The following is a 21,950-nucleotide window of genomic DNA, read 5'->3' on the forward strand; positions in this document are numbered from 1 at the left end:
TATTGTGTCTCTTGCCTATTTGGCGAACTTGGGGATAAACGGCTTGCCCACGGCCTTGAAAACGCCACTTTGCACCGAATAGATCTGCAGGGTATCCACACCGGCGTGATCGGTGGGCGAATAGGTCACCGGCCCAACGGTGTTGCCCGGCGAATAGCTGTTGGCGCCGTTCATGGCGTTTAGCGTTTTGTAGAGGCTCTCCCGGGTCACCTTCCCGCCTTCGGCTTTGACGCGCCGGATGGCTTCCACTGCCACCTGGGCCACCATCATGCCATTGGTGTAGTTGTGGGAGTTGGCCGTCTTTTCATCGCGGCTATACTTCTTGGCCAGCATCAGCTGGAAATCGGTGCCCGGCCCCGGCTCCGAAGTGAGAGTGTAGGAAGTGGTCCAGAAAAAGCCTTCGGCCGCAGATCCGGCCAGATCGATCAGGTCGTTGCCGCCGGTGTAGTGCGCCCCGGTGAAGGTGAGCTTGCCCGGCTCGCCGAAGGTCTTGGCCGTCACACCGAGCCGCTGGGCGTCCTTGATCAGCGTGGCCACCGGCGACTGCACGGTCTGGCAGATGACGTATTGGACATTCTTGCTCAGCAGGCGCTGCAAGGTGGCGGTGTTGTCCAGGTCCTTGCCGTGCTCGACTACTTCGACGATGTCCATTTTGAGGCCGGATTTGACCGCATTCTGGACATCTTCCACCGGGCCGCGCCCAAAGGCCGATGGATGGATGAACATGGCCACCTGGGGAGTGCCGCCCTTGTGGTTGGCCACGATATATTCGGCCAAGCCGATGCATTGACTCGAATAGGTGGCGATGGGCAAAAAGATATACTTGGAATCGACCAGGTTGCCGGCATGAAACGAAGCCGGAATGGTGGGAATCTTCTCCTCGTCGAAGTCACGCTTGAGGGCCAGGGTGCTGCCTGTGGAGTAGTTGAGATAGAGCACGATCCCTTCACTCAGAAAATCCTCGAAGTTGCGTTTGGTGATGTCGGTCTGGTACTGATCGTCGCGGATCGGGCAGTCCACTGTATCGTCACCGAGCAACTTCGTGTCGTTGACATAGCGGACATAATCTTCCACCCCTTTGGAGTAAGGGTTGCCGGCATCCGAGGTCGGTCCGGTGATGGCCAGGGACAAGGCCAATTTATGGACTTGGCCGGCGTGGGACGGTGCCGCCAGCACTGCACACACAATCACCGCTAACACCACTTGCATCATGAACGCATGTCTCTTTTTCATACTCCCCTCCCTTGTTTGGCGGGCGTTTGAACCGGTGCCCTTTGAATGCCCACGAGCGGCCTCCCGCCGATCAATAGCGGAAAGGCCAAAGCTTCACATAAGAGCGGCAGATGCGCCACCAATTGGCGATGCCGCGCGGTTCGAACATCAGAAAGAGCACGATCACCAGACCGAACGTCAACGGTTTGAGCGCAGTGGCCAGGTTCATGTTGGCCGGCAAGAACTGGGCGGACCACTCCACCAGATTTTCCACTTGCAGATCCAGAATGCGAATGGCCGCGGGCCCCCAGAAGGAGCCGGTCAAGGTGCCCAGACCGCCCACGATCGCCATGGCCAAGTAGGATATGGACTGCGACAAGGTGAACGACTCGATGCCTGCGCCACGATAGAGGTAGGCGTGCAGCGCACCGGCCACACCGGCGAAGAATCCGGCCAGGGCAAAGGCGTACACCTTGGTCAACCCGGGGTTCATTCCCATGGCATCGGCTGCCCGGTCATTGTCGCGCACCGCCACCAGGCTGCGGCCGTAACGGGAACGAAGCAGATTGCGAACGGCCAGCCCGAAAAGGATCACGATGGTCAGTATGACATAATACCAGAACAGATAGTGGTCGCCACGCGATACCATGCCGGTCAGCCAGTAGACCCGACCGATGGGGATCGTCTGACCCTGGTTGAAAAGGGGCAGGAAATTGATGGTCCACTGGAATATCATCTGAAAAGACAAAGTGGCGATGGCCAGATAAAGGTGTTTCAAACGCAGGGCCGGCAGACCGACGAAGGCGCCGAACACGGCCCCCACCGCTCCCGAAAGAACCAGCATGAGCGGCCAGGCGTGGGTGATGAGCACATGGGAATCGCCTATGGTCCGGGCGAACACAGCCAGGGTATACGCCCCCACGCCTACGAACGCGGCGTGACCGATGGAGATCAATCCGGCAAAGCCGGTGACCAGGTTCAACCCGATGATCGCCACCATGGCGATCAGGATGTTGTCCAACACCAGCATGTATTTGTTGCTCACTTCGTACACCAGCGGCCAGATGAATAGCACGGCAATGAAGACGGCGAACACCAGCCGGTCCAGATGGGTGAAGAAGATGCGCTGCTCTTCCCGGTAGGTACTGAAAAAGTTCCCTGTGGCCAGCCATCGGTTTGCGGACATAGCTTACACCCGTTCGATTTCATGGGTACCGAACAACCCATGCGGTTTAAACAACAGGATGATCAATAAAATGACATACGGCAGCACATCTGCGGTGCCGTTGAGACCCCAGTTGCCGTCCAGATAGCCCGCGGCGAATTGCTGGATCAATCCCATGATGATGCCGGCTACCACCGCCCCTACGATGGAGTCCAGGCCGCCCAGGATCACCACCGGGAACACGATGATGCCAAAGGCGTGCAGGGTCTCGAAATTCAGACCGGTGATATTGCCGATGATGCCCCCGGCCGCAGCTGCGCTCAGGCCCGCCATGGCCCAGGCCAGACCGAACACCCTTGGCACGGAGATTCCCACGGACATGGAGGCGAACTGATCGTCGGACACGGCCCGCATGGAGATCCCCACCGTGGATCTTTTAAAAAACCAGGAGAACAGACCGATCAACACGAAGGTGATGATGACCCCCACCAACTGGGTCCAGGAGATGGACACCCCCCAGAACTCGACGGGGGTTCGGGGGAAAAACCGCGGAAAAGAGTAGTTGAACGTGCCGAAGGGGGTGAGGTAGATAATGCCGTCGAGGATGGACATCAGGCCGATGGTGACCATGATGACCGAAATGATCGGCTCACCGATCAGGCGGCGCAGAAATATCCGTTCGACACTCATGGCCAGGAAAAAAGTGAGGATCATACTGATGAAAAAGGAGATATAGAGCGGGATCCCCACCCAAACGGTCAACGCATAAGTAATGAAGGCGCCGGAGGCGATCAGTTGCCCGTGGGCGATATTGAGCACCCGGCTGGACTTGTAGATCAGGACGAATCCCAATCCCGAGAGGGCATAGATCGACCCCACCACGATGCCGCTGACGACCAATTGCAAAAAATAGCTCATAATCCTTCACTCTGAGGCAATGTCGTTTACTTCAGGTTGTCCGGTCGAGGCGCTTCGTCACCGACCGAATAAAAACGCATTTCCGTCTCGACCGTCGTGGTCTGCCCGTCCTGATACTGGAAGGTGGCCTGCACCTTTTTACGGCTGACATCTTGATCGTAAAGCGCGTCATAGAGCGCCTGGTACCGTTTTTTCACGAAGTCACGGCGAATCTTGCCGGTCTTGGTCAATTCGCCGTCATCCACATCGAGCAGCTTGTAGAGGATCGCAAAACGACGGATCTTGAAATGGGGTTTCTCCGCGTTCGCATTGATGGAGAGGATCTCGTTGTAGATCAGCTCCGCCACCTCGGGTTTCTGGGACAGATCCATGAAGGTGGTAAAGGAGATGCGCCGGTCTTCGGCCCACTTGCCCACGATCACCGGATCGATATTGACCAGGGCCGCCACAAAATCCTGTTTATCCCCATAGATCACGGCCTCTTTGATATAGGGGCTGAATTTGAGCTTGTTTTCCAGAAACATGGGGCTGAACATCTCTCCCGCGTGGTTGTGCATCACATCCGACAAACGATCGATCACGACCAGATGCCCGTTTTCGTCTATAAAACCTGCATCGCCCGAGTGCAGCCAACCGCCTTCGAGCAACTCCTCGGTCTTTTCGGGCAACTTGAAGTATCCGGCGCACACCGAAGCCGACCGCGAAAGAATCTCCCCCTCTTCCGAGATGCGGCACTCGGTGCCCGGCAAGGGTTTGCCCACCGTATCCGAACGGATATCGCCGTCGCGGTGCATGTAGGCGATGCCCGTAATTTCCGTCTGCCCGTAAATCTGCTTCAGGTTGACGCCGATGGCCTGGTAGAAGGTAAACAGCTGCGGGCCCAGGGCCGCCCCTCCGGTATAGGCCCGGCGCAACCGCAACAAGCCGAGCTGATTGATCAATGGATTGAACACCATGGTCTTGCCAAGCCAAGCCAGCACGGCGAGCTTGAACGGCATCTTACGTCCGCTCATTCGGTATTCGGCTGCCTCCTGGCCGATCTTGATGAAGTAATAGTAGCATTTGCGATTGAGCCAGTAGGATTCGTCGATCTTTAGCCAGATCTGGGAGCGGATGGTTTCATAAATACGCGGCGCACCAAACATGAAATGCGGCCCGATCTCCTTGAGATCGGACATGATCGTCTCCACCGATTCGGGGAAATTGATGGAAATGCCGGTGGCCAGGGCCACACCGAAGGAGTTCATCTGTTCGCCGATCCAGGCAAACGGCAGAAACGACACATATTCGTCATCGGCCTCCAACGGATCGGCCTTGGTGATCTGAACGCCCATGTTAATATAATTTCGATGGGTCATCATGGCGCCCTTGGGCAGACCGGTGGTCCCCGAGGTGAGACACAGATGGCAGACATCGTCGGGCTTTCCCCGATCGATCATCTCGTCGAAACGTGCCTCGTTTTCTACGAGGGTTTCTTCCCCCAACCGGTAAAGATCGTCGATGAAAACGAACCAGTCGTCGTCGCGATAACCGCGCATGCCGCGGGGGTCCTCGTAGATGATCTTCCGGACATTGGGAATTTTCGATCGCACTTCGATCAGTTTGTCGACCTGCTCCTGGTCATCGCAGAAGACGTAGCAGACCTCCATGTAGGTGAGAATATCGGCGATCTCGTGCGGCAGGCTGCTCTGATAGATCCCCGCCGAAATCCCTCCCAGGGACTGGGCGCCGATGGCCACGACCAACATTTCAGGAATATTGTCGGTGATCAGGGCAATGACTTCTCCCTTTTGCAAGCCGATTCGGGAAAGGCCCAAAGCCGCCTTTCGCACCAGTTCGTAGTATTGATGCCACGTCAGGCTGCGCCAAACCCCGAATTCCTTCTCGCGCAACGCCACCCGGTCACCGGTCTGCGCCACCCGCCATCGCAGCAGTTGGGGGATGGTGTATGTCAACAAAACGTCCTGATCCGTCATACGTACTCTTTTCTAAATCCTATTCTTGATGGCCATGTAAAAAGTCGCTGCCGGACGGCGCCGTAAAAGGTTCAAGATCAATGCGTGCGAAATTCCATGTCCTGAGGCGTATTTGTCATACGCCGCAAGGACGACGGGATGAGCGAAACGCAGATATTGGACTTTTTACGGTGTCGTCAATCTTCGCCAATGTATGCTTCCACCACCTTCGGGTCCCGGGCTACCTCTTCGGGTCGACCGGCACCGATCACCTCTCCGAAATCCAGCACGTAAATCTGGTCGGAAATATCCATGACCACCCCCAGATCATGCTCGACCAGCACCACCGTGGTATGTCGTTCTTTCTGGATATCGATCACGAAACGCACCATATCTTCCTTCTCTTCGATGTTCATGCCGGCCATGGGTTCGTCGAGCAGCAGCAGATCAGGCGCAAGGGTGAGTGCACGGGCCACCTCGATCCGCTTTTGAACGCCGTAACTCAAATTGCCGACCGGCTGTTTGCGGTAGGGTTCCAGCTCCATAAAATCAATGACGTCCTCCACGCGGGCCCTGTTTTCGGCCTCCAACTGGCTGGCTTTGCCCTTGTAGATCACGGCGTGCCAAAAGCTGTAACGCAGCTTGCGATGGCGGGCGAGCATCAGGTTGTCCAACACCGTCAATCCACCGAACAGCTCGATGTTCTGAAAGGCACGGGCGATGCCCCAGCTGGACACCTGGTGGGGCGATGCATGGGTCAAGTTATATTCGCCGTATCGAATGGTGCCGCGGGTGGGATGGTAAAACCCGGAAATGCAGTTGAGCAGACTGGTCTTGCCCGCACCGTTGGGACCGATGATCGAGGTGATCAATCCCGGCTGGATGGAGAGGTTGACTTCGGTCAGCGCGTGCAGTCCGCCGAAGGTGAGGGTCACGTTGGAAACAGTCAGAGGGTTCATAGATTGCCCGAGACAGTCATCAATTTTTAGGTTGTTTTTACTGGTGCGAACCGGCATTCGGATCAATTGGACTGGTGACTGTATTAAAACGCAGGGCTTGAAACATTGTCAAGTTGATAAAACAGCGGCAAAATAGTGGGCTTTTCCCGCTACTCGTCCATGGTCAGCAAGTGGGAGCGCAGGTTTACGGCGGTGCCGGCGAGCTTCAATTTCTTGCGGATATTGTGGCGGTGGTACAAAACCGTGTTTTTGGAAATGAACATCACCCCGGAGATTTCCTTGTTGGTCTTGCCCTCCTTGATCAGGTTGGCGATGCGGATCTCGGCCGGCGTCAGGCCTGCCATGCGGGCCGACAGCCGCTGCACGAACGGCGACACGATGTGGTTCAGATTGGACTCCAGGATGCGCATCAGGGTCTGCTGACGGGTACTCAGTCGGGTCTGCTGGATCTGTTCCAGATAGGGCAGCACCAGCTCCTTGACGTTGTTCATCACATTGTTGCCCAGCTCGTCCCTGTCTTCACTGCGTTGCTTGAGCAACACCCTCAGAGCCGTGTTGACCTCTTCCAGATGCTGGGATTGGGCCTGCAGATCGACCTCGCGCCGGCGCAAGGCCTTTTCGGCCCGCTTGCGATCTTCGACTTCCCGGCCCAGCTGCGCGTTGGCCAGGTTCAGCTCCCCGGTGCGCTCCTGCACCAGGGCTTCGAGCTGGTCCTGGTAATTGCGAAGTGCCCGTTCGGCCCTTTTGCGGTCGGATATGTCCCGCAGCGTGACGATATTGCCCACGTGATTGCCCGAATCGTCCATGTACAGGCAGGAACTGATTTGCACGTCGAGTATGCGGCCATCCTTGGTCATGCGCTGGGTCTCGAACAGCTTGATCGTCTGGCCGTGGAGCATGGCATCGATTGCGGCCCGCGTCTCGGGCCATGCCTCGGGGGGCACGAAATCGATCCGCTCCCCGAGTATCTCCTGGCGCGACATGCCGAACGTCTGCTCGAATGCCGGATTCACATAGGTGGCGGTCCCCTTCATGTTGTACACCACGATGGGATCGGGGGAGGATTCGAGGAAATTGCGGTAGCGCTGCTCGCTCTCCCGAATGCGCGCCTCTGCCTTTTGCCGCTCGCCCAGCTCGCGGCGCACCTCCATATAGAGCTCGGCCTTTTCAAGGGCCAGCAATGCCAATGCGGCAAAACGCTCGAGAAGCTGGACAGCTTCCGCGTCGAAGCGACGGTCCGGCGCCACATGGCCCAACCCGATGACACCGCGCACCCGCTTGTCGAACTTGAGCGGGATGCCCACCACGCAATGCAACCGGTCCAGCGAGTCATCAGGCAGACGATCGGACCAGCGCTGGTAATCATCCACTACCAGGGGACGCCCCGACTGCCATACCTTGCCGCCCAACCCCTCCCCGCAATGCACCCTGCGCCCCAACTGGCCGCTGAAAAACCCCATGCCGACCTGCATATCCATGTATTCGTCGTCGGGCTCGCGAAGATAAAAAAAACCATGCCGGGTGCCGGCCAGGGCCACGGCGCGCTCGAGAATGGTCTGGAGCAGTTCCTGGGGATCGAGCTTGTCGATCAATCCCAACGCTGTTTCGTGCAGCGCCTTTAAATATTCATTGTGGCGCTGGACCGCCCCCTCGGCCGCGATCAGCCGCTCGGATTGCGCCTTGAGCGCCTCCATCTCGCGCGTCAGGCGGTCATATGGGGTTTGTTCAACCAAGGTCACTCCATCCCTGTTTATATCACCACGACCCGTTTTACCGCAGCCACCACCTCTTCCGGATCGTCGAGAAGCTGAACGATATTCATGTCCTCGGGCGAAATCTTGCCCGTATCCCTTAATCGCGACCGGATCCAATCGAGCAACCCGGACCAGTAGTCGCTGCCCACCAGGATCACCGGAAATGGTTTGATCCGCCGGGTCTGAATCAGGGTCATCACCTCGAACACCTCGTCCAGGGTGCCCAACCCTCCCGGCATGGCCACATAGGCAAAAGCATACTTCATAAACATCACTTTGCGGATGAAAAAATATTTAAATTCGAGCTGGATATCGGCATAGGGGTTCGGGGCCTGCTCGAAAGGCAGCTTGATGTTCATCCCCACCGACGGGCCGCCGGCCTTGGCAGCCCCTTTGTTGGCCGCCTCCATGACACCGCCGCCGCCGCCGGTGATCACCGCAAACTTGTTTTTCACAAACAGCTCGGCGATGCGCTCGGCCTTCTGGTAAACCGGATCGGTGGGCGGAATCCGCGCCGATCCGAAAATGCTCACCGCCGGACCCAGTTCGTAGAGGCTTTCCACGCCCTCGACAAACTCCCCCATGATGCGAAACAGGCGCCACGACTCACTCAGCTTCAAATCGTCGATCAAAAATTGCTTTTCCATAAGTCTCCTGTCATTATACACTATCTTGGACCAAACCGCTCCGGATTGAAATAAACTGTTTCTTATCAATATATTATAACATTGTCAACCAAACCCCGTTGACACCTCAGAACGATAATGGTACTAAAATCAGCTTTATTTAAAATGATAGCCGCCTTTCCATCTCGTCCATCACGATCCCCGATGGCTATCCTTTTGGCAAACTCAAATGGCAAACAGCGATCAATTGCTCTACCGGGACCTGAAAATCGTCAACGAATTGGGACTGCACGCCCGGTCGGCCGCCAAACTTGCCAAAACGGCTCAGCAAGCCGTTGACGGTGTATGGCTGCAAACCAGTCAGGACGAGGTGGACGCCAAACAGATCATCGATATTCTGACACTGGGCGCCGGCCAGGGTGATCGGGTGCGGGTGCGGATCGATGACCCGGCGGATCAGCAAATTCTGGATCGCATCGTCGAGTTGTTTAATACGGGCTTTGGAGAATAAGCAAGACATGCCGGAAAAAGAGCCACAAGAGATCATGTTGCGGGGGATCGGCGGATCCCCGGGCATTTGTATCGGCAAAGCCTACCTGGTCGACAAAGAGGGCGTGGACGTCATGCCCAAGTACAGCGTCAGCGGCAAGCAGTTGGAAGCGGAGAAAAAACGCTTCAAAGCCGCCGTCAAAAAAGCCGTCGACGAACTGCACCACATCATCAACGATACCCCGGAAGAGCTGCGCGAAAACGCCAAGATACTGGAAACCCACGCGGTGCTGCTCAAAGACAAGATGCTCTACGGCCGCACCATCGAAACCATCGAACAGGAGCAGATCAACGCCGAATGGGCCCTGCGTAAGGTGGTCATGTCGATCAAACCCCTCTTCGAAGGCATGGGTGACGCCTACCTGCGCGACCGCGCCGAAGATGTGGCCAACGTCTCGGACCGAATCTTCAAACACCTCACCGGCGCAGGATGCGTCGACATCGGCAGCATCAACAAACGGGTCATCCTGGTGGCCCGCGACCTGTCGCCGGCCGAAACCAGCCAGATCCAGCTCGAGCGGGTCATGGGCTTTGTCACCGACAGCGGCGGCCGGGCCTCCCACACCAGCATCATCGCCCGCAGCCTGGAAATACCGGCCGTGCTCGGCCTCGACCGCGCCACCAGCATTATTCAAAACGACGACATCATCGTCGTGGACGGCACTTCCGGCACCGTGGTCGTCAATCCCAGCGAGGAGACCCTGGCCGAAGCCGAAACCCGGAAAAGCCAATTCGAGGCGCGCCGCGCCCTCTACGCCCGCAGCGGCCACCTGCCGGCCAAAACCAAGGACGGCCTGGAGATGGCCGTCATGGGCAACATCGAACTGCCCGAAGAGGTGGTGGCCGTGCGCGATCGAGGCGGAGACGGCATCGGCCTGTACCGCACAGAATTTCAATACCTGGCGCGCAGCAGCTTTCCCACCGAGGATGAGCTGTTCGAAAATTACAAAGACGTGGTCGAGGTGATCCCCGACAAACCGGTCACCATCCGCACCCTGGACATCAACGGCGACAAGGCCGTGGCCTACACCGCCGAGCAGGAGGAGAACCCGGTCCTCGGTTTACGGGCCATCCGCTATTGTCTGAAAAAACCCAACGTGTTCCTCACCCAGCTGCGCGCCATCCTGCGCGCGGCCCACTACGGCCAGGTGCGCATCCTGCTGCCCCTCATCTCCCAGATTGAGGAAATCATCGAGACCAAAAAGCTGTTGGCGCAAGCCGCCAGGTCGTTAAAAAAAGATGGCCTGCCCCACCAGGATCGTATTCCCGTCGGTGTCATGATCGAGGTGCCCTCGGCCGCCATCATGGCCGATGCCATCGCCAAAGAGGTCGACTTTTTCAGCATCGGCACCAACGACCTGATCCAGTACACCATGGCCATCGACCGCGGCAACCGCAACGTGGCCTATCTGTACAACCCGATCACGCCGGCCGTGCTGCGCCTGATCAAACACATTACCGAAGCGGCCCAGCACAACCACATCCCCGTCTTCATGTGCGGCGAAATGGCGGGCGAGAGCATCTACGCCCCGATTCTCGTGGGAATGGGCGTCAATGAACTGAGCACCAACCCCCAGGCCATTCCGGTCGTCAAAAACGCCATCCGCATGCTGAACGTCGAACAGGCCAGAAAGTTCGTGGACGAACTGCTGAAACTGACCACCACCGACCAGATCGAACGGCTGATGGATAGCACCTACGGCAGCCTGCTGAACAACGGCAATCACATGAAATGGGAGCGATAGCCCGTGGCAAAAGATCACATCAAAATCATCGCCGAAAACCGTAAAGCCCGCCACGAGTACTTTATCGAAGACCGCTTCGAGGCCGGCATGGTCCTCAAGGGCACCGAAGTCAAGTCCTTGCGCCAGGGCCGCGCCAACCTCAAGGATTCCTACGCCCGCATCAAAAAAGGGGAAGTTTACATCCACCAGCTGCACATCAGCCCCTACCCGTTCGCCTACTACGACAACCACGACCCCCTGCGCGTGCGCAAGCTGCTCATGCACAAACACGAAATCAAACAGCTCTACGGCAAAATCAACGAACGCGGTCACACCCTGGTGCCCCTGCGCCTCTATTTCCGCGACGGCAAGGTCAAACTCGAGCTGGCCCTGGCCAAAGGCAAGCACCAACACGACAAACGCGACACCATCCGCCGCCGCGACGAACAACGCGACCTGGAACGCCAGCGCAAGGATTACAAATAGGCCCTGATGGCTCAGGATCGGCCTTGCAGACATATGGCCGAATCCAAACAATCGCATTGACAAACGCGCCCGGCATCATTAATTTAGTGCGTTCGATCGCTCTCTGACATACGTCAGCACACCCCGCCGTTCAACCAACCCATTGGGGGCGAAACGGCTTCGACGGGGGCAAAGAAGTGCTGGTTGCATACCGAGTGCTCATCGGCTCGTAAACTCGATGGGAACTAAATATAATCGCAGACGATTATAACTACGCCGTAGCTGCTTAGTCAGCTGCCGTCCTGCCGTTTCACTCCTGCGGATTCGGTGAGGGCGTCGACTAGCGGGATCAGTTCATGTTGAATGCCTGTTACGACATGGATGAAATTTTAGCAGGCTAGCGGTTCCAGCCTTTGGCCCGATGGAGCCTTGAATCGCGAAACTAAACACCGGGACATGTATGTAGACGCCAGTGCGGAATGTTCTCGGACGCGGGTTCGACTCCCGCCGCCTCCACCATTTAGAAAAGACAAACCCGTCTCTCTGGGGTCATTCTCCGGGGTGACGGGTTTTCTTTTTTCCCTTGTTTCTAAAGGGTTTGCGCCCGTTTCACATCTTTCCAAAGCACCTCTTAGCACCATCGATTCTCCCCATCTTCCAGCCTTTCTTTCTCTGTTTGGCCCCTGATTCTCTGTTTTCTCCGGACCAAGTCCGAAGCTCGTCCGGAAAGCTACATCCTTGATTGATATGGGTTTGCGGCTGATTGCCATTTTGGGCGGTTGTCTTATGTCATCGTTCGATGCCGCAACCGGACGTTTTTTTCGAAATCGCCCGCCTCGGCCATGAAAAGAAGCGCGGTCAACTCCGGCTTCCTGCCCCCTAAAGAAGAAAAGCCGACGTTGGTGGTCGGCTCTCTGGGGCGGTCTCCGGTCCGGTCGTCAGTCGGTGGCAAAGCCGAACTGGCGGCGCTGCTCGGCCCAGTCCTCCGGGAAGGTCTGGGTCAGTTTGGCCAGCGAGAGCCCGTTGGGCTCCTCACCGTTGATCAGGGCTTCGACGATGTCGGGGGCCAGGGTCGTCAGCTTGAGAATGCGGGCCACATACGAGCCATCGACGTCGAGGGTACGGGCAAGCTCGCTGATGGACTTGATCTGGCCGGATTCGAGGATGTCGGCCCAGGAAAAGGCCCTGCCCAGCGCCTGGAGGACGGCGGACTGCACCGGTTCCTGCGCTCCGGTGATTTCTCCATCCAGGGCCTGGGGAGCGATGACCGTCTTGCGGCCGCGCATGCGCCGGATCAGCATCGGGATGTGGATCTGCAGGTTGCCGTTGTCGGCAACGGTAATGGTCGGCTTCATTTTCATCGGTTTGTCCTCCGTTCAGTGACTTCGCATGCCAGACCAGCCAGCTCGGCGATGAGCGTTGTCAGTCCGTTGGTGCGCAGCTCCATGTCGATTCCGGTCTCGCGGATCTCCACCTTGTCCACCAGGAGGCGGATGAGGCGATTCCGCTCCACCGGGAAAAGGTCTTCCCAGAAGCCCTCCACATTCTGGAAGGCCTCCGACACATCCTGTTCCGTGATGCTGTTCCCCTGGTAGGCTCTGCAGCGCTCGCTCACATGGGTCAGTTGTTTCGAGAGCTCGACCGCCTGGCCGTTGACGGTCGTCAGCATCTCGGCCTTGCCCGGCTGATCGTTGCCGGGCTTCATCAGTTCAAGTGCCTGCTCCCGCGCCTGCGACAGCTCCATCTCGAGCTGGGCTTTCTGCTTGAACAGACGCTCCCGCTCCGCCTGCTCGATGTCCCGGGCGGCGAAGTAGGTCTTGGCCACCAGCGTCGGTGTGCGGAACACCGCACTCAACTGCTCGACTACGGCCTGCTCGATGTCCCCGGCGGGAATCCGTTTGAGCGGGCACCGGCTCACGGTCCGTTTGCTGTCCTTCTGGCAGATGTAATAGGTGTAGTGGCGGCCGTTCTTGCGGGCGTAGGTCGGTCCCATCGAGCATCCGCAGTGGCCGCAGCGGATGACGCCTTTCAGCGGGGCGACCATTTTGGTTCTGGCCATGGATACCTTGACCGGTTTGTTGTCCTCCAGGATGGCCTGCACCTTGTCCCAGGTCGCCCGGTCGATGATCCCTTCGTGCTCGCCGGGGTAACTGCGGTCCTTGTGGGCGATCTCGCCGATATAGATCCGGTTGTTGAGCAGCCGGTAGATATGGGCGGTGTTCCATTCGGAGCCCTCACGGACTTTGCCTTTCTTGGTGGTCCAGGCCTTGGTGCGGTAACCCTGTTCGTTCAGCTCCTGGCCCAGCTTCTTGGCCGAGCCGATCTGGATAAAGCGGCGGAAGATGTACTGCACCGTCCTGGCCTCATCGGGGTTGACCAGCAGCTTCTTATTATCCCGGTCAACGTCGTATCCGAGGATGGGTACGCCGCCGCAGTATTTCCCCCGGCGCTTGGCAGCCGCCACCTTGTCCCGGATACGCTCGGCAATGACCTCCCGCTCGTACTGGGCGAAGGTGATCAGGATGCCGAGAAACATTCGGCCGGTGGGGTCGGTGGTGCTGAAGTGTTGGGTAACCGAGACGAAGCTGACACCCTTCTCGTTAAAGAGGTCGATCATTTTCATGAAGTCCAGTAGCGAGCGGGACAGCCGGTCGACCTTGTAGACCACGATCACATCGATCTTCCCGGCGTCGATGTCCGCCAGTAGTCGGCGCAGCCCCGGGCGCTCCATGTTCCCACCTGAGAAACCGCCGTCATCGTAGCGATCCGGCAGAGCCGTCCAGCCACGCATTCTCTGGGCTTCGATATAGTGTTCCGCCGACTCCCGTTGGGCATCCAACGAGTTGAACTCCTGTTCGAGCCCTTCCTCGTGGCTCTTGCGGGTATAAATGGCACAGCGCAGGGTCTTGTTCTTGCCGGGCGAGACATTGCTGTTATCAAGCATTCGAACCTCCCTCGGCTTTTCTGCCGTAAACCTTCTTCAGTCCGAAAAAGACCTTGCCGTTCCAGCGCGTCCCGGTGATCTCCCTGGCCACCGCGCTGAGCGACCGGAAGGTGCGACCTTCGAACTCGTAGCCATCGGCAAGGACGATCACCTCGTAGCGCCGGTCGTTCCAGACCCGCACCAGTCTGGTTCCGGGCAGGATCGCCTCGTTCGATTTCCGCTCTTCTGGGATGCGTCGATTGACAGTGGCTACCGGGTCCTCCTTGGCGGCCTGCTGGAGATGGACCTTGGCCTGCTCGGACAGCCCGCCGTAGAAAAGCTCCTGGATGCGATAGGCCAGCCTCTTGATGAGGAATTGCTTCTTGTACTGGGGCGGCTCTTCACCGTAGAGGTCGAGCCATTTTTCCCGGAGCTGCTCCAGGGACATGGATTGCAGCAGGGCCATCTGCCGAAGAACCGAGTTTCGGGTTCGGTCCTGATTCTTGCCGCCCGTAGCGGCGTTCTGTAACTCATTCATTTTCAACTCCTTATTTTTGTTTCCGGACGAGTTGTCATGAATGAATGCTCTGTTCCGGCAATGAATCAAGTCCTTCTCCGAGCACGGGGGAAGAATCTTCGAAAATCTCTAACTCATTGCCTACACATGCTTTTTTTGCCTTTCGGCGCAGGACCGCCGTGGCCAGAATCGAGGCGGCTGACTGGAGCCTCGCCTCACTCGACAGGCGGCCGGGTTTGCCGTTTTCGCCAAGGTCATCAAGCCCCGGCCCATCATTCATTTCCTGTACATCCAACATCGAACACCTCCGGTGGGACCGGGGGGCTGGATGGTGTGGATGCCAGAAAACGGCGGCGGTCGGGATGCGCGTTCGATGGCACCCACAACCGCCTCAGCTCCGCCTCTGGTCGGTTATCTGGTTTCTAACTACTCGTCCGGTTTCAAACCGGCATTCTTCAATGCCTTACCTACCGAGGGGCTCGTGGAAGTGTCGGAAATCAGGTGTGAGATTATTTCTTGACCTGATATGCATCAGGTTTATATTATTAGGGTTTGCTGGCGCATTGCGCCTTTTTGTCTTTCAACAGAAATGGAGACGCCATGGGCAAAGCGAAGACGGATGAGATAACGCCGTTGCAGCGGAAAACGCTCGAAGCGATATGTCGTTTTGTCAATGCCAAGGGCTTCCCTCCAACGGTGAAGGAACTGAGCGAGATCTTTGAAATCAGCCCGGCGAGTGCCCACGACCGGATCAACCAACTGGTGCGCAAGGGATACCTGAAGAGAGAGGACGGGAAGTCTCGCGGCATTGCCGTCGCCCGCCGTCCCAGAGAGATGGCCGCCGCCCTGGTAGCTGTACCGATTGTGGGCGTGGTGCCCGCTGGCAGCCCCATCCTGGCCGAAGAGAACATCACCGGCCAGGTGCTGGTCGAGTCAGCCGTGGTTCGTTCCGGAAAGCACTTCGCACTCCGTGCGGTGGGTGACAGCATGGTCGGTGCCGGTATCAACGATGGTGATTTGATCATCGTGCGGCAGCAGCCCATCGCCGAGGACGGAGACATCGTTGTCGCGCTTCTCAACAACGAGGCAACCGTCAAGCGGCTGAAAATCAAAGACGAGCTCATCGAATTGGTGCCCGAGAACCCGGAGGTACGAAAGATCCGGATCAGGCCGGAGGATGACCTTCGAGTTTTAGGCAAGGTCGTTGGATGGAAACGGAATTGATCGAGACAGACATGGAAGAGTAACGACAAAACGACAGGAGTAATTGATGGCAACTTTTAACCTACGCCGCTTTTCGAAGCCGGAGATGCTCCGGCGAATCGACAGGAAGCATCTCATTGCCTTTCTGGAACCTCATGCCGCTTATTTTTCAGCTCGCGGCGTAGAGTTGCCACCAGTCCAGCAGGAAGATGGCCTGGACTACAACGCCCTCAGCCACCTTTTGCTGACGCCGGACAGTACGACCCCGGATGATCTGGCCGAGGCGCTGTTTTATGTGAATGAGGTTTCGACCCCCGAGGGTTTTGACTCCATTCAGGATGAGATCGCCGGAACGGACATCGACGTGGAAATTGGCGAGAACGCCGCCCCTGCAGACTTGGCGATCCAGGTTTGGATGGCTGACCGGGAAATCATCGAGAAGGTACACGCCGAGCAGTTCTTCATGAACGTCAGGTCCTTCGAGTATTTTAAGACCAAGAAAAACCCGCTGCCGGATTTCGTGCTGCCATCCGAGGAAACCCTCGCGGCCCTTGAGTCCGATCTCGACGAATGGTTTTCCAAGAAACGTCGAGGTAAGTATTCCAAGGTATTCGTCTATCCCAAAGAGGGTCACACATGGTACCTCGTGCGCCATGGCAAGCCCTATGCCCGTGAGGCGGTCATTGAGGCCGGTGAGTCCACCAGCCAGTATTTTCGTCCTGAAAAATTCGACGTGCTTGCATACAACCCCGTCATCGGGGAGATCCGTATGAACGCAGAAACCAAAGGTGAGAAGGAGCTCTACCGCAAGAAATTTGGATTTCACCTGTTCGGAGACGAAGAGTTCTTCAACGAACGCAGCCGATTTGACCTGGAACCTTTGCGGCAAATTGGTGAGGACGCGCTCCTATGTGACGACGTCGATGGCATCGAGTATGTCAGGCTCAAGGAAGTTCAGGTCTTTTGGGGCGGCGCTCATAAGGACGTCGAGATTCGTCGGTCCGAGGATCTGTTTGCCTCCCTTCGTGATCGGGAAAAATCCCTTCCCGCAGGCGGAAAGATCGTGAAGGCAAGCTTCCAGATTAAATTCGACGGTTCGAAGACGCCCAGGTCGGTCACCTTGAGTTCAGGCAACCGGGCGCAATTCAAGCGGGATGGTGATGCCGAGGTTATCGAGCGCTGGCTCGGACTCAGGGGCTTTATTGTCGGAGCCGGAGGGACATCGGATGAGTGATCCCTTCTGGGCATATCTGGAGAGATTGCCTGGAAAGTCGGCGGCGCTGTTCGATTGGGATAAGGCGCTCTCCGGTTGGGACCGATACCCGTTGTTTCGGGATCACTTCCTTCAACTGACCAAGAATCACGCGACCGCCGTGGATTGCCCAACGGAATGTGGCCTCGGATGCCCACGGAGTGTTGTCACCCATGTGAAGACCAACATCCGGGCCATCTGCAATGAAAAGGAATATCCAGCCGTCCAACTCACCACAAGGCAGACCCTGATCTACCGGCTCAAGCAGTCAGCCATCAATGGCGCTATCTGCACGGCCTTGGGAATAGAACACCGAGAGTCGAAACTCGATGGACTGCCCCATACATGGAGACTGGGCGATTTCATACCCACGGCGGGGATGGACTTCCCGGTTGTTCTGACGATGCAGGACAGCATGGATGCGCTGGCAGAGGTCGTTCGATCATTATGTCTCTCGATCCCCAAGCCCTTTGTCCTGATCGCGCCCACGCGCCTTCATCTTAGTCCTGCAGTTGAAACACTGCTGGCGCAGAGAAGCAGCCCCTTCATTGCGCTGAACGAAGAACTGCACTTGGGAGATGTACCACGGTTTATGACCCGTCGGGACAAGGCCGCAATATTCGCACCCCTTATCGGCCAGGTGCCTGAGCCGGATTCTGGCGGCACGGTATTTTTTTCAACACCGCCGGGCACCACATGGGCGCAAATCAAGATTCAATTCCGTGATGGCCATACCGTCACAATATGGGCGGGAGATCAGAGCGGTCGATACACCTATACGCAAATGGGAATGGCGAGCAGGAAGAATGGCAATCCTACCGAACAATGGAAATTGCTTGAGGGGTTTGCCAACTCCCGTGGCGAGATCGACTGGCACAGCCGATACGCGTCGGACAAACTGAAGAAACAGAAGCAAGAGCTGTCGAAGCACCTGCGGGAATTCTTCCGGCTCGATGACGATCCCATCGAATGGATCAAGGACACCAAGACCTACCGGTGTAAGTTCCGCATCCTCCCGGAAGGTGCCGAGGTTTACTGACCACCCTTTTTAGCGCCCGACAAATCTATAGCCCCGATTCAGGATTCTGGATCGGGGCTTTTTGCGTCTTGGAGGCCCGCTCGGTGAAATTTCACTGGGGCCGGGCAAAAAAAGTTAAAAAAGTTTTCCTCTGTAAATCCACCACCAATCAGAGCCTTACGGGCTTTCCTCCTTCTTGAGCCAGGGCGTTTTTGGGGGTCGCAACGAAAATTCGCCAAAGCAGGGTGACAGGTCTGGTGAACACAAAAAGTTCACGACCGCCACCCGGGAAATTCATGCCGGACCTGTCTCCCGGTCGGTCCAGAAATGAAGGAGGTTCGGCATGAACCAGACAAGCAAAGCACACCTCACCCCACCGAAGCGGCGACTCATCGAGTTGATGCAGGACATCAACTTCGGCCGCATCACCAACATTCCGGTCCGCGACGGCGAGCCGGAACTCACCCCTGATACGGTCATCGAGCGCGAGATCAAGCTGGGCGGACAGAGCGGTCCCCGGCCCGAGCGCGACCAGGATGACTTCATCCTCAAGCAAGAGGTCGTGGCGCTGCTGGAGCATCTCGCGCAGATGGGCAGCGGAAAAGTCTGCCTGCTCGAAATCAAGCACGGTCTCCCGTTCCTGATGCGCATCGAGGAACGGGCAGCCTGAACACGTAACGACCTGAACCCTTAGACACTGGACAACAAGCTGGACGCATGGCGGAGGCTGTTGTGGGTGTCGCCGAGCCGAATACGGCAATTGGCGGCGTACCTGCGACCCCTTCGCCCACGCGACAGCTTTGTCCTGTGATCTGGCCCGTGCCGACACCCACGCGGACCTCCTCCTCGCTCCGAGGAGGCCCCGATGGTTTCACAGAATTCTTACGACGGCATCGACAAGTATGCCGCCAACCTCATTCGGCACAAAGCACGTCAACTCGTAGGCAAGGCCGGATTCACCGAGGACGACAGACACGACCTCGAACAGGAACTGATGATCGATCTGCTGCAGCGGATGCGGCATTTCAATCCCGCCAAGGCCAAGAAGACCACCTTCATGGCCCGGATCGTCGAACGTCACATCTCCACCATTTTGGAGGCCCGGTTCGCCCAATGCCGGGACTGGCGGCTCTGCCAAACCTCACTCAACGAACCCCTCGACAACGGCGAAGGCGACACCACCGAGCGGATCGACTTCCTGGACAGCGAAGGCTCTCTGGGAAGCGGCACCCGCGAGACAAGGGAGCGTCTCGCCCATGAGATCCGCATGGATCTCGACCTGGCCATCGCCTCGTTGCCGGAAGAGCTCCGGAATCTGTGCGTGCGCCTGCACGACAGCACCATGGCCGAAATCGCCCGGGAGATGGGCATCCCCAGAACCACCCTCTACGACCGGCTGAGCAAGCTGCGGGACGCGTTCCGCGAGGCCGGGCTTGAGGACTACCTGTGATCTCCGACGCATCGGCTCCGGCTCCGGTAAGTAAGCACCGTGCCGCATGGTGCGGCTATCCGGGGCCTCGGAAATCTGAACCTGAACGAAAGAGGAGTTCAACCATGACTCACGACACCTACAAGTACCGTTTTGACGAGTCGGTCCCGGCCCAGGAACTGGAAGACACTTTCATGCTGGCGATGCTGGCCGTCGAAAGCCTGCATGGCCGTTCCCGTGTGCGGATGGAGAGCCGGTTCAATCTGGACAAGGCCCGACGCACCTGCGTGATAGACGCCTCCACCGATGTCGGCAGCGACCTCGCCCGCATTTTCACCGGCTTCGCCACCAAGGAATACGGCGAACGCTCGGTCCTGATCGAACGTACCCAGCCGTCGGGTTGCGCCTGTGCCTCCAAGCATCGCGCAGCGCCCGCCGCCGAAGCGGGGGTGGCGGTATGAGCGAGCTGATGACCACCACCTATTCCATGTGGCGGCTGTTCCGCAACTGCCGCATGGCCTGCAAGTGGCGCTACATCGACGAGCTGGTGCCGCTCGAGCGCGACCCCAATCTGGCCTTCGGCTCGGTCATCCACGACTGCCTGGAGTGCTGGCACGGCGAGCGGAATCTGTCCAAGGTCCTCGACCATATCGACCGGACCTATCCGAACCGGGCGCAGGACGACCATCAACAGGCCGACTGGCATCTCGCCCGGGCCATGATGAGCGCCTATGCGGAACACTACCCGGCCGAAGAGTTCGAGGTCGTCGCGCTCGAGAAAACCTTCGAAGGTCCCATCGTCAACCCGGCGACCGGGGCGACCTCGCGCAGTTTCATTCTCGCCGGGAAGGTGGACGGCATCGTCCGTCAGGATGGCCAGTATTTCCTACTGGAACACAAAACCGCCTCGCAGATCGACGCCAGCTACCTGGAGCGGCTGTGGACCGATTTCCAGATCATCCTCTACGCCTGGTACCTGGAGCAGACCCTCGGCATCACGGTCAGCGGCATCATCTACAACGTCCTGGTCAAGGCCAAGTTGCGTCAGGGCAAGGGTGAGACCGAAGCCGAATTCGAGGCCCGGCGGGCGGAGCTGATCGCCAAGTCGAAAACCGGCAAGAGCAGCGCCAAGCGCAAGCTGCCGGAGGACGACGAAACCTTCCAGCAACGGCTCCAGGAGAAGTACCTCGAGCCGGGCATGTTTCATCGCGAGGTGCTCTACATCTCCCGCGACCAGTTCGAGGAACTGCGGGCGGAGCTGTGGGAACTCTCCAAGGCCATGCTCGACGCCCGTCGGCGCGACATCTTCTACCGCAACACCAGCTACTGCTTCCAGTACGGAAGGCCCTGCGCCTACTTCCAGCTCTGCCGCTCGGGCGGCAACCCCAACGTCATCGAAAACCATTTCCAACGGATCGCCCCGCACGAAGAGCTGCGGGACGGAGCCGGTGAAGACGCCGCTCCGGTGTTCTGAAATCCCAACCATAAGGAGACGAAGCCATGCTTCCCAAGACCAAAAGCAAACCCAAACACACGCTCTCGGATCTCACCGCCCTGGTGTACGGCCCGAGCAAGATCGGCAAGAGCACCTGGTGCTCGAAGGCCGATGACGCACTGTTCCTGGCGACCGAGCCGGGCCTGAACGCCCTGGAGGTGTTCCAGACCCCGATCACCTGCTGGGACGACCTCTTGCAGGCCTGCGCCGAGATCGCCGAGGGCAAGCACGAGTTCAAGACCATCGTCGTCGACACGGTGGATAACGCCTACAAGATGTGCTCGGACTACGTCTGCAAGAAATTCAAGATCGAGCACGAATCCGACCTGGGCTACGGCAAGGGCTACGCGCTGATCAACAACGAGTTCCAGCGCGTCATCAACAAGCTCGCCTTCCTGCCCTACGGGCTAATCCTGATTTCCCACTCCCAGGAGCGGGACATCGAGACCCGGACCGGCAAACACACCCGCATCGTGCCGACGCTGCCGGAAAAGGCGCGGAAGCTGGTCACCGGTCTGGTGGACCTGATCCTGTTCTGCGACCTGGACATGAAAACCGGCGAGGACGGCAAGCCTGTATGGCAGCGCGTGATGCGCACCAAGCCCAGTCCCAACTACGACGCCGGTGACCGCACCGGTCGCCTCCCCGAAGTCATCCCCCTCGATTTTTCGAGCTTCATGAAAGCCTTCAACAACACGGCAGCCGGAGCTGCGGCGAGTGCCGCCCGGCCGAAGCCGGAGCCGACCGCGAGTGCGGCGGCGAAACCCCAACAGTAAGGAGATCCGA

At 58.0% G+C, this 21,950-nt stretch carries 22 protein-coding genes and 1 other RNA gene; 12 read left to right on the forward strand and 11 right to left on the reverse strand.

Features of this window, described 5'->3' with window-relative positions; translation table 11 throughout:
• Window positions 1–15 precede the first annotated feature (15 nt).
• From DFT_RS19715 to DFT_RS19745, 7 genes are all read right to left on the reverse strand, one after another.
• Window positions 16–1,233 carry an ABC transporter substrate-binding protein gene (locus DFT_RS19715; protein WP_054032970.1) on the reverse strand — a complete coding sequence of 406 codons (1,218 nt, stop codon included), beginning with the start codon at window positions 1,231–1,233 and terminating at the stop codon, window positions 16–18.
• A 70-nt stretch (window positions 1,234–1,303) separates the two neighbouring features.
• Window positions 1,304–2,398: a branched-chain amino acid ABC transporter permease gene (locus DFT_RS19720; RefSeq protein ID WP_054032971.1), complete on the reverse strand. Its 1,095-nt coding sequence runs from the start codon at window positions 2,396–2,398 to the stop codon at window positions 1,304–1,306.
• 3 nt (window positions 2,399–2,401) lie between these two features.
• The gene (locus tag DFT_RS19725) at window positions 2,402–3,295 is read right to left on the reverse strand and encodes a branched-chain amino acid ABC transporter permease (RefSeq protein ID WP_054032972.1); all 894 of its coding nucleotides are present in this window, start codon (window positions 3,293–3,295) and stop codon (window positions 2,402–2,404) included.
• 26 nt (window positions 3,296–3,321) lie between these two features.
• Window positions 3,322–5,271, reverse strand: coding sequence for an AMP-binding protein (locus tag DFT_RS19730; protein ID WP_054032973.1), 1,950 nt, complete (start codon window positions 5,269–5,271; stop codon window positions 3,322–3,324).
• A 176-nt stretch (window positions 5,272–5,447) separates the two neighbouring features.
• A complete protein-coding gene (locus DFT_RS19735) occupies window positions 5,448–6,209 on the reverse strand; it encodes an ABC transporter ATP-binding protein (RefSeq protein ID WP_054032974.1) in 762 nt (253 codons plus the stop codon).
• Between the two features lie 149 nt (window positions 6,210–6,358).
• Window positions 6,359–7,942, reverse strand: a complete 1,584-nt coding sequence (locus tag DFT_RS19740) for a PAS domain S-box protein (RefSeq protein WP_054032975.1) — start codon at window positions 7,940–7,942, stop codon at window positions 6,359–6,361.
• 17 nt (window positions 7,943–7,959) lie between these two features.
• Window positions 7,960–8,610, reverse strand: a complete 651-nt coding sequence (locus DFT_RS19745) for an LOG family protein (protein ID WP_054032976.1) — start codon at window positions 8,608–8,610, stop codon at window positions 7,960–7,962.
• A 208-nt stretch (window positions 8,611–8,818) separates the two neighbouring features.
• Here DFT_RS19745 and DFT_RS19750 point away from each other — a divergent pair, with 208 nt between their 5' ends.
• The 4 genes from DFT_RS19750 to ssrA all read left to right on the forward strand — a co-directional run bounded on the left by DFT_RS19750 (window position 8,819) and on the right by ssrA (window position 11,846).
• A complete protein-coding gene (locus DFT_RS19750) occupies window positions 8,819–9,100 on the forward strand; it encodes an HPr family phosphocarrier protein (protein ID WP_054032977.1) in 282 nt (93 codons plus the stop codon).
• A gap of 7 nt (window positions 9,101–9,107) precedes the next feature.
• A complete protein-coding gene (gene ptsP, locus DFT_RS19755) occupies window positions 9,108–10,883 on the forward strand; it encodes a phosphoenolpyruvate--protein phosphotransferase (protein ID WP_054032978.1) in 1,776 nt (591 codons plus the stop codon).
• Window positions 10,884–10,886: 3 nt separating this feature from the next.
• On the forward strand, window positions 10,887–11,348 hold the full coding sequence (smpB, locus tag DFT_RS19760) for an SsrA-binding protein SmpB (RefSeq protein WP_054032979.1): 462 nt from the start codon (window positions 10,887–10,889) through the stop codon (window positions 11,346–11,348).
• Window positions 11,349–11,492: 144 nt separating this feature from the next.
• Window positions 11,493–11,846: a transfer-messenger RNA gene (gene ssrA, locus DFT_RS25265) on the forward strand.
• Window positions 11,847–12,265: 419 nt separating this feature from the next.
• On the opposite strand, the gene DFT_RS19765 is transcribed toward ssrA, so the two are convergent.
• Genes DFT_RS19765 through DFT_RS19780 form a run of 4 tightly spaced genes read right to left on the reverse strand, consistent with a single transcriptional unit; the run spans window position 12,266 to window position 15,065 of the window.
• Window positions 12,266–12,688, reverse strand: coding sequence for a hypothetical protein (locus DFT_RS19765; RefSeq protein ID WP_011700568.1), 423 nt, complete (start codon window positions 12,686–12,688; stop codon window positions 12,266–12,268).
• Window positions 12,685–14,271, reverse strand: a complete 1,587-nt coding sequence (locus DFT_RS19770; protein ID WP_054032980.1) for a recombinase family protein — start codon at window positions 14,269–14,271, stop codon at window positions 12,685–12,687. The genes DFT_RS19765 and DFT_RS19770 overlap by 4 nt, the downstream gene beginning before the upstream one ends.
• Window positions 14,264–14,788, reverse strand: a complete 525-nt coding sequence (locus DFT_RS19775; protein ID WP_054032981.1) for a DUF2924 domain-containing protein — start codon at window positions 14,786–14,788, stop codon at window positions 14,264–14,266. The genes DFT_RS19770 and DFT_RS19775 overlap by 8 nt, the downstream gene beginning before the upstream one ends.
• A 34-nt stretch (window positions 14,789–14,822) precedes the next feature.
• The gene (locus tag DFT_RS19780; protein ID WP_027189106.1) at window positions 14,823–15,065 is read right to left on the reverse strand and encodes a hypothetical protein; all 243 of its coding nucleotides are present in this window, start codon (window positions 15,063–15,065) and stop codon (window positions 14,823–14,825) included.
• 302 nt (window positions 15,066–15,367) lie between these two features.
• Here DFT_RS19780 and lexA point away from each other — a divergent pair, with 302 nt between their 5' ends.
• The 8 genes from lexA to DFT_RS19820 all read left to right on the forward strand — a co-directional run bounded on the left by lexA (window position 15,368) and on the right by DFT_RS19820 (window position 21,940).
• The gene (gene lexA, locus DFT_RS19785) at window positions 15,368–15,991 is read left to right on the forward strand and encodes a transcriptional repressor LexA (protein WP_022661687.1); all 624 of its coding nucleotides are present in this window, start codon (window positions 15,368–15,370) and stop codon (window positions 15,989–15,991) included.
• A 46-nt stretch (window positions 15,992–16,037) separates the two neighbouring features.
• On the forward strand, window positions 16,038–17,204 hold the full coding sequence (locus DFT_RS19790; RefSeq protein ID WP_022661688.1) for a hypothetical protein: 1,167 nt from the start codon (window positions 16,038–16,040) through the stop codon (window positions 17,202–17,204).
• Window positions 17,197–18,261, forward strand: coding sequence for a hypothetical protein (locus DFT_RS19795; RefSeq protein WP_022661689.1), 1,065 nt, complete (start codon window positions 17,197–17,199; stop codon window positions 18,259–18,261). Before DFT_RS19790 ends, DFT_RS19795 begins: the two co-directional genes overlap by 8 nt.
• A gap of 322 nt (window positions 18,262–18,583) precedes the next feature.
• Window positions 18,584–18,910 (forward strand): hypothetical protein, encoded by a 327-nt coding sequence (locus DFT_RS19800; RefSeq protein WP_011367849.1) that lies wholly within the window; start codon window positions 18,584–18,586, stop codon window positions 18,908–18,910.
• Between the two features lie 195 nt (window positions 18,911–19,105).
• Window positions 19,106–19,690, forward strand: a complete 585-nt coding sequence (locus DFT_RS19805; protein WP_022661690.1) for a sigma-70 family RNA polymerase sigma factor — start codon at window positions 19,106–19,108, stop codon at window positions 19,688–19,690.
• A gap of 104 nt (window positions 19,691–19,794) precedes the next feature.
• A complete protein-coding gene (locus tag DFT_RS19810; protein WP_011367847.1) occupies window positions 19,795–20,130 on the forward strand; it encodes a hypothetical protein in 336 nt (111 codons plus the stop codon).
• The gene (locus tag DFT_RS19815; RefSeq protein WP_022661691.1) at window positions 20,127–21,143 is read left to right on the forward strand and encodes a PD-(D/E)XK nuclease family protein; all 1,017 of its coding nucleotides are present in this window, start codon (window positions 20,127–20,129) and stop codon (window positions 21,141–21,143) included. The genes DFT_RS19810 and DFT_RS19815 overlap by 4 nt, the downstream gene beginning before the upstream one ends.
• Before the next feature lie 26 nt (window positions 21,144–21,169).
• On the forward strand, window positions 21,170–21,940 hold the full coding sequence (locus tag DFT_RS19820) for an ATP-binding protein (protein ID WP_022661692.1): 771 nt from the start codon (window positions 21,170–21,172) through the stop codon (window positions 21,938–21,940).
• The last annotated feature ends 10 nt before the right edge of the window (window positions 21,941–21,950 follow it).

Origin of the sequence: Desulfatitalea tepidiphila (assembly GCF_001293685.1) — a bacterium.
Taxonomy (GTDB): Bacteria; Desulfobacterota; Desulfobacteria; order Desulfobacterales; family Desulfosarcinaceae; genus Desulfatitalea; species Desulfatitalea tepidiphila.

What these genes read in the sequence shown, in the direction of transcription:
- DFT_RS19715 (WP_054032970.1), bottom strand. Translation starts at nt 1,233, where the DNA reads ATGAAAAAGAGACATGCGTTCATGATGCAAGTGGTGTTAGCGGTGATT.
- DFT_RS19720 (WP_054032971.1), bottom strand. Translation starts at nt 2,398, where the DNA reads ATGTCCGCAAACCGATGGCTGGCCACAGGGAACTTTTTCAGTACCTAC.
- DFT_RS19725 (WP_054032972.1), bottom strand. Translation starts at nt 3,295, where the DNA reads ATGAGCTATTTTTTGCAATTGGTCGTCAGCGGCATCGTGGTGGGGTCG.
- DFT_RS19730 (WP_054032973.1), bottom strand. Translation starts at nt 5,271, where the DNA reads ATGACGGATCAGGACGTTTTGTTGACATACACCATCCCCCAACTGCTG.
- DFT_RS19735 (WP_054032974.1), bottom strand. Translation starts at nt 6,209, where the DNA reads ATGAACCCTCTGACTGTTTCCAACGTGACCCTCACCTTCGGCGGACTG.
- DFT_RS19745 (WP_054032976.1), bottom strand. Translation starts at nt 8,610, where the DNA reads ATGGAAAAGCAATTTTTGATCGACGATTTGAAGCTGAGTGAGTCGTGG.
- DFT_RS19750 (WP_054032977.1), top strand. Translation starts at nt 8,819, where the DNA reads ATGGCAAACAGCGATCAATTGCTCTACCGGGACCTGAAAATCGTCAAC.
- ptsP (WP_054032978.1), top strand. Translation starts at nt 9,108, where the DNA reads ATGCCGGAAAAAGAGCCACAAGAGATCATGTTGCGGGGGATCGGCGGA.
- DFT_RS19765 (WP_011700568.1), bottom strand. Translation starts at nt 12,688, where the DNA reads ATGAAAATGAAGCCGACCATTACCGTTGCCGACAACGGCAACCTGCAG.
- DFT_RS19770 (WP_054032980.1), bottom strand. Translation starts at nt 14,271, where the DNA reads ATGCTTGATAACAGCAATGTCTCGCCCGGCAAGAACAAGACCCTGCGC.
- DFT_RS19775 (WP_054032981.1), bottom strand. Translation starts at nt 14,788, where the DNA reads ATGAATGAGTTACAGAACGCCGCTACGGGCGGCAAGAATCAGGACCGA.
- DFT_RS19780 (WP_027189106.1), bottom strand. Translation starts at nt 15,065, where the DNA reads ATGTTGGATGTACAGGAAATGAATGATGGGCCGGGGCTTGATGACCTT.
- lexA (WP_022661687.1), top strand. Translation starts at nt 15,368, where the DNA reads ATGGGCAAAGCGAAGACGGATGAGATAACGCCGTTGCAGCGGAAAACG.
- DFT_RS19790 (WP_022661688.1), top strand. Translation starts at nt 16,038, where the DNA reads ATGGCAACTTTTAACCTACGCCGCTTTTCGAAGCCGGAGATGCTCCGG.
- DFT_RS19795 (WP_022661689.1), top strand. Translation starts at nt 17,197, where the DNA reads ATGAGTGATCCCTTCTGGGCATATCTGGAGAGATTGCCTGGAAAGTCG.
- DFT_RS19800 (WP_011367849.1), top strand. Translation starts at nt 18,584, where the DNA reads ATGAACCAGACAAGCAAAGCACACCTCACCCCACCGAAGCGGCGACTC.
- DFT_RS19805 (WP_022661690.1), top strand. Translation starts at nt 19,106, where the DNA reads ATGGTTTCACAGAATTCTTACGACGGCATCGACAAGTATGCCGCCAAC.
- DFT_RS19810 (WP_011367847.1), top strand. Translation starts at nt 19,795, where the DNA reads ATGACTCACGACACCTACAAGTACCGTTTTGACGAGTCGGTCCCGGCC.
- DFT_RS19815 (WP_022661691.1), top strand. Translation starts at nt 20,127, where the DNA reads ATGAGCGAGCTGATGACCACCACCTATTCCATGTGGCGGCTGTTCCGC.
- DFT_RS19820 (WP_022661692.1), top strand. Translation starts at nt 21,170, where the DNA reads ATGCTTCCCAAGACCAAAAGCAAACCCAAACACACGCTCTCGGATCTC.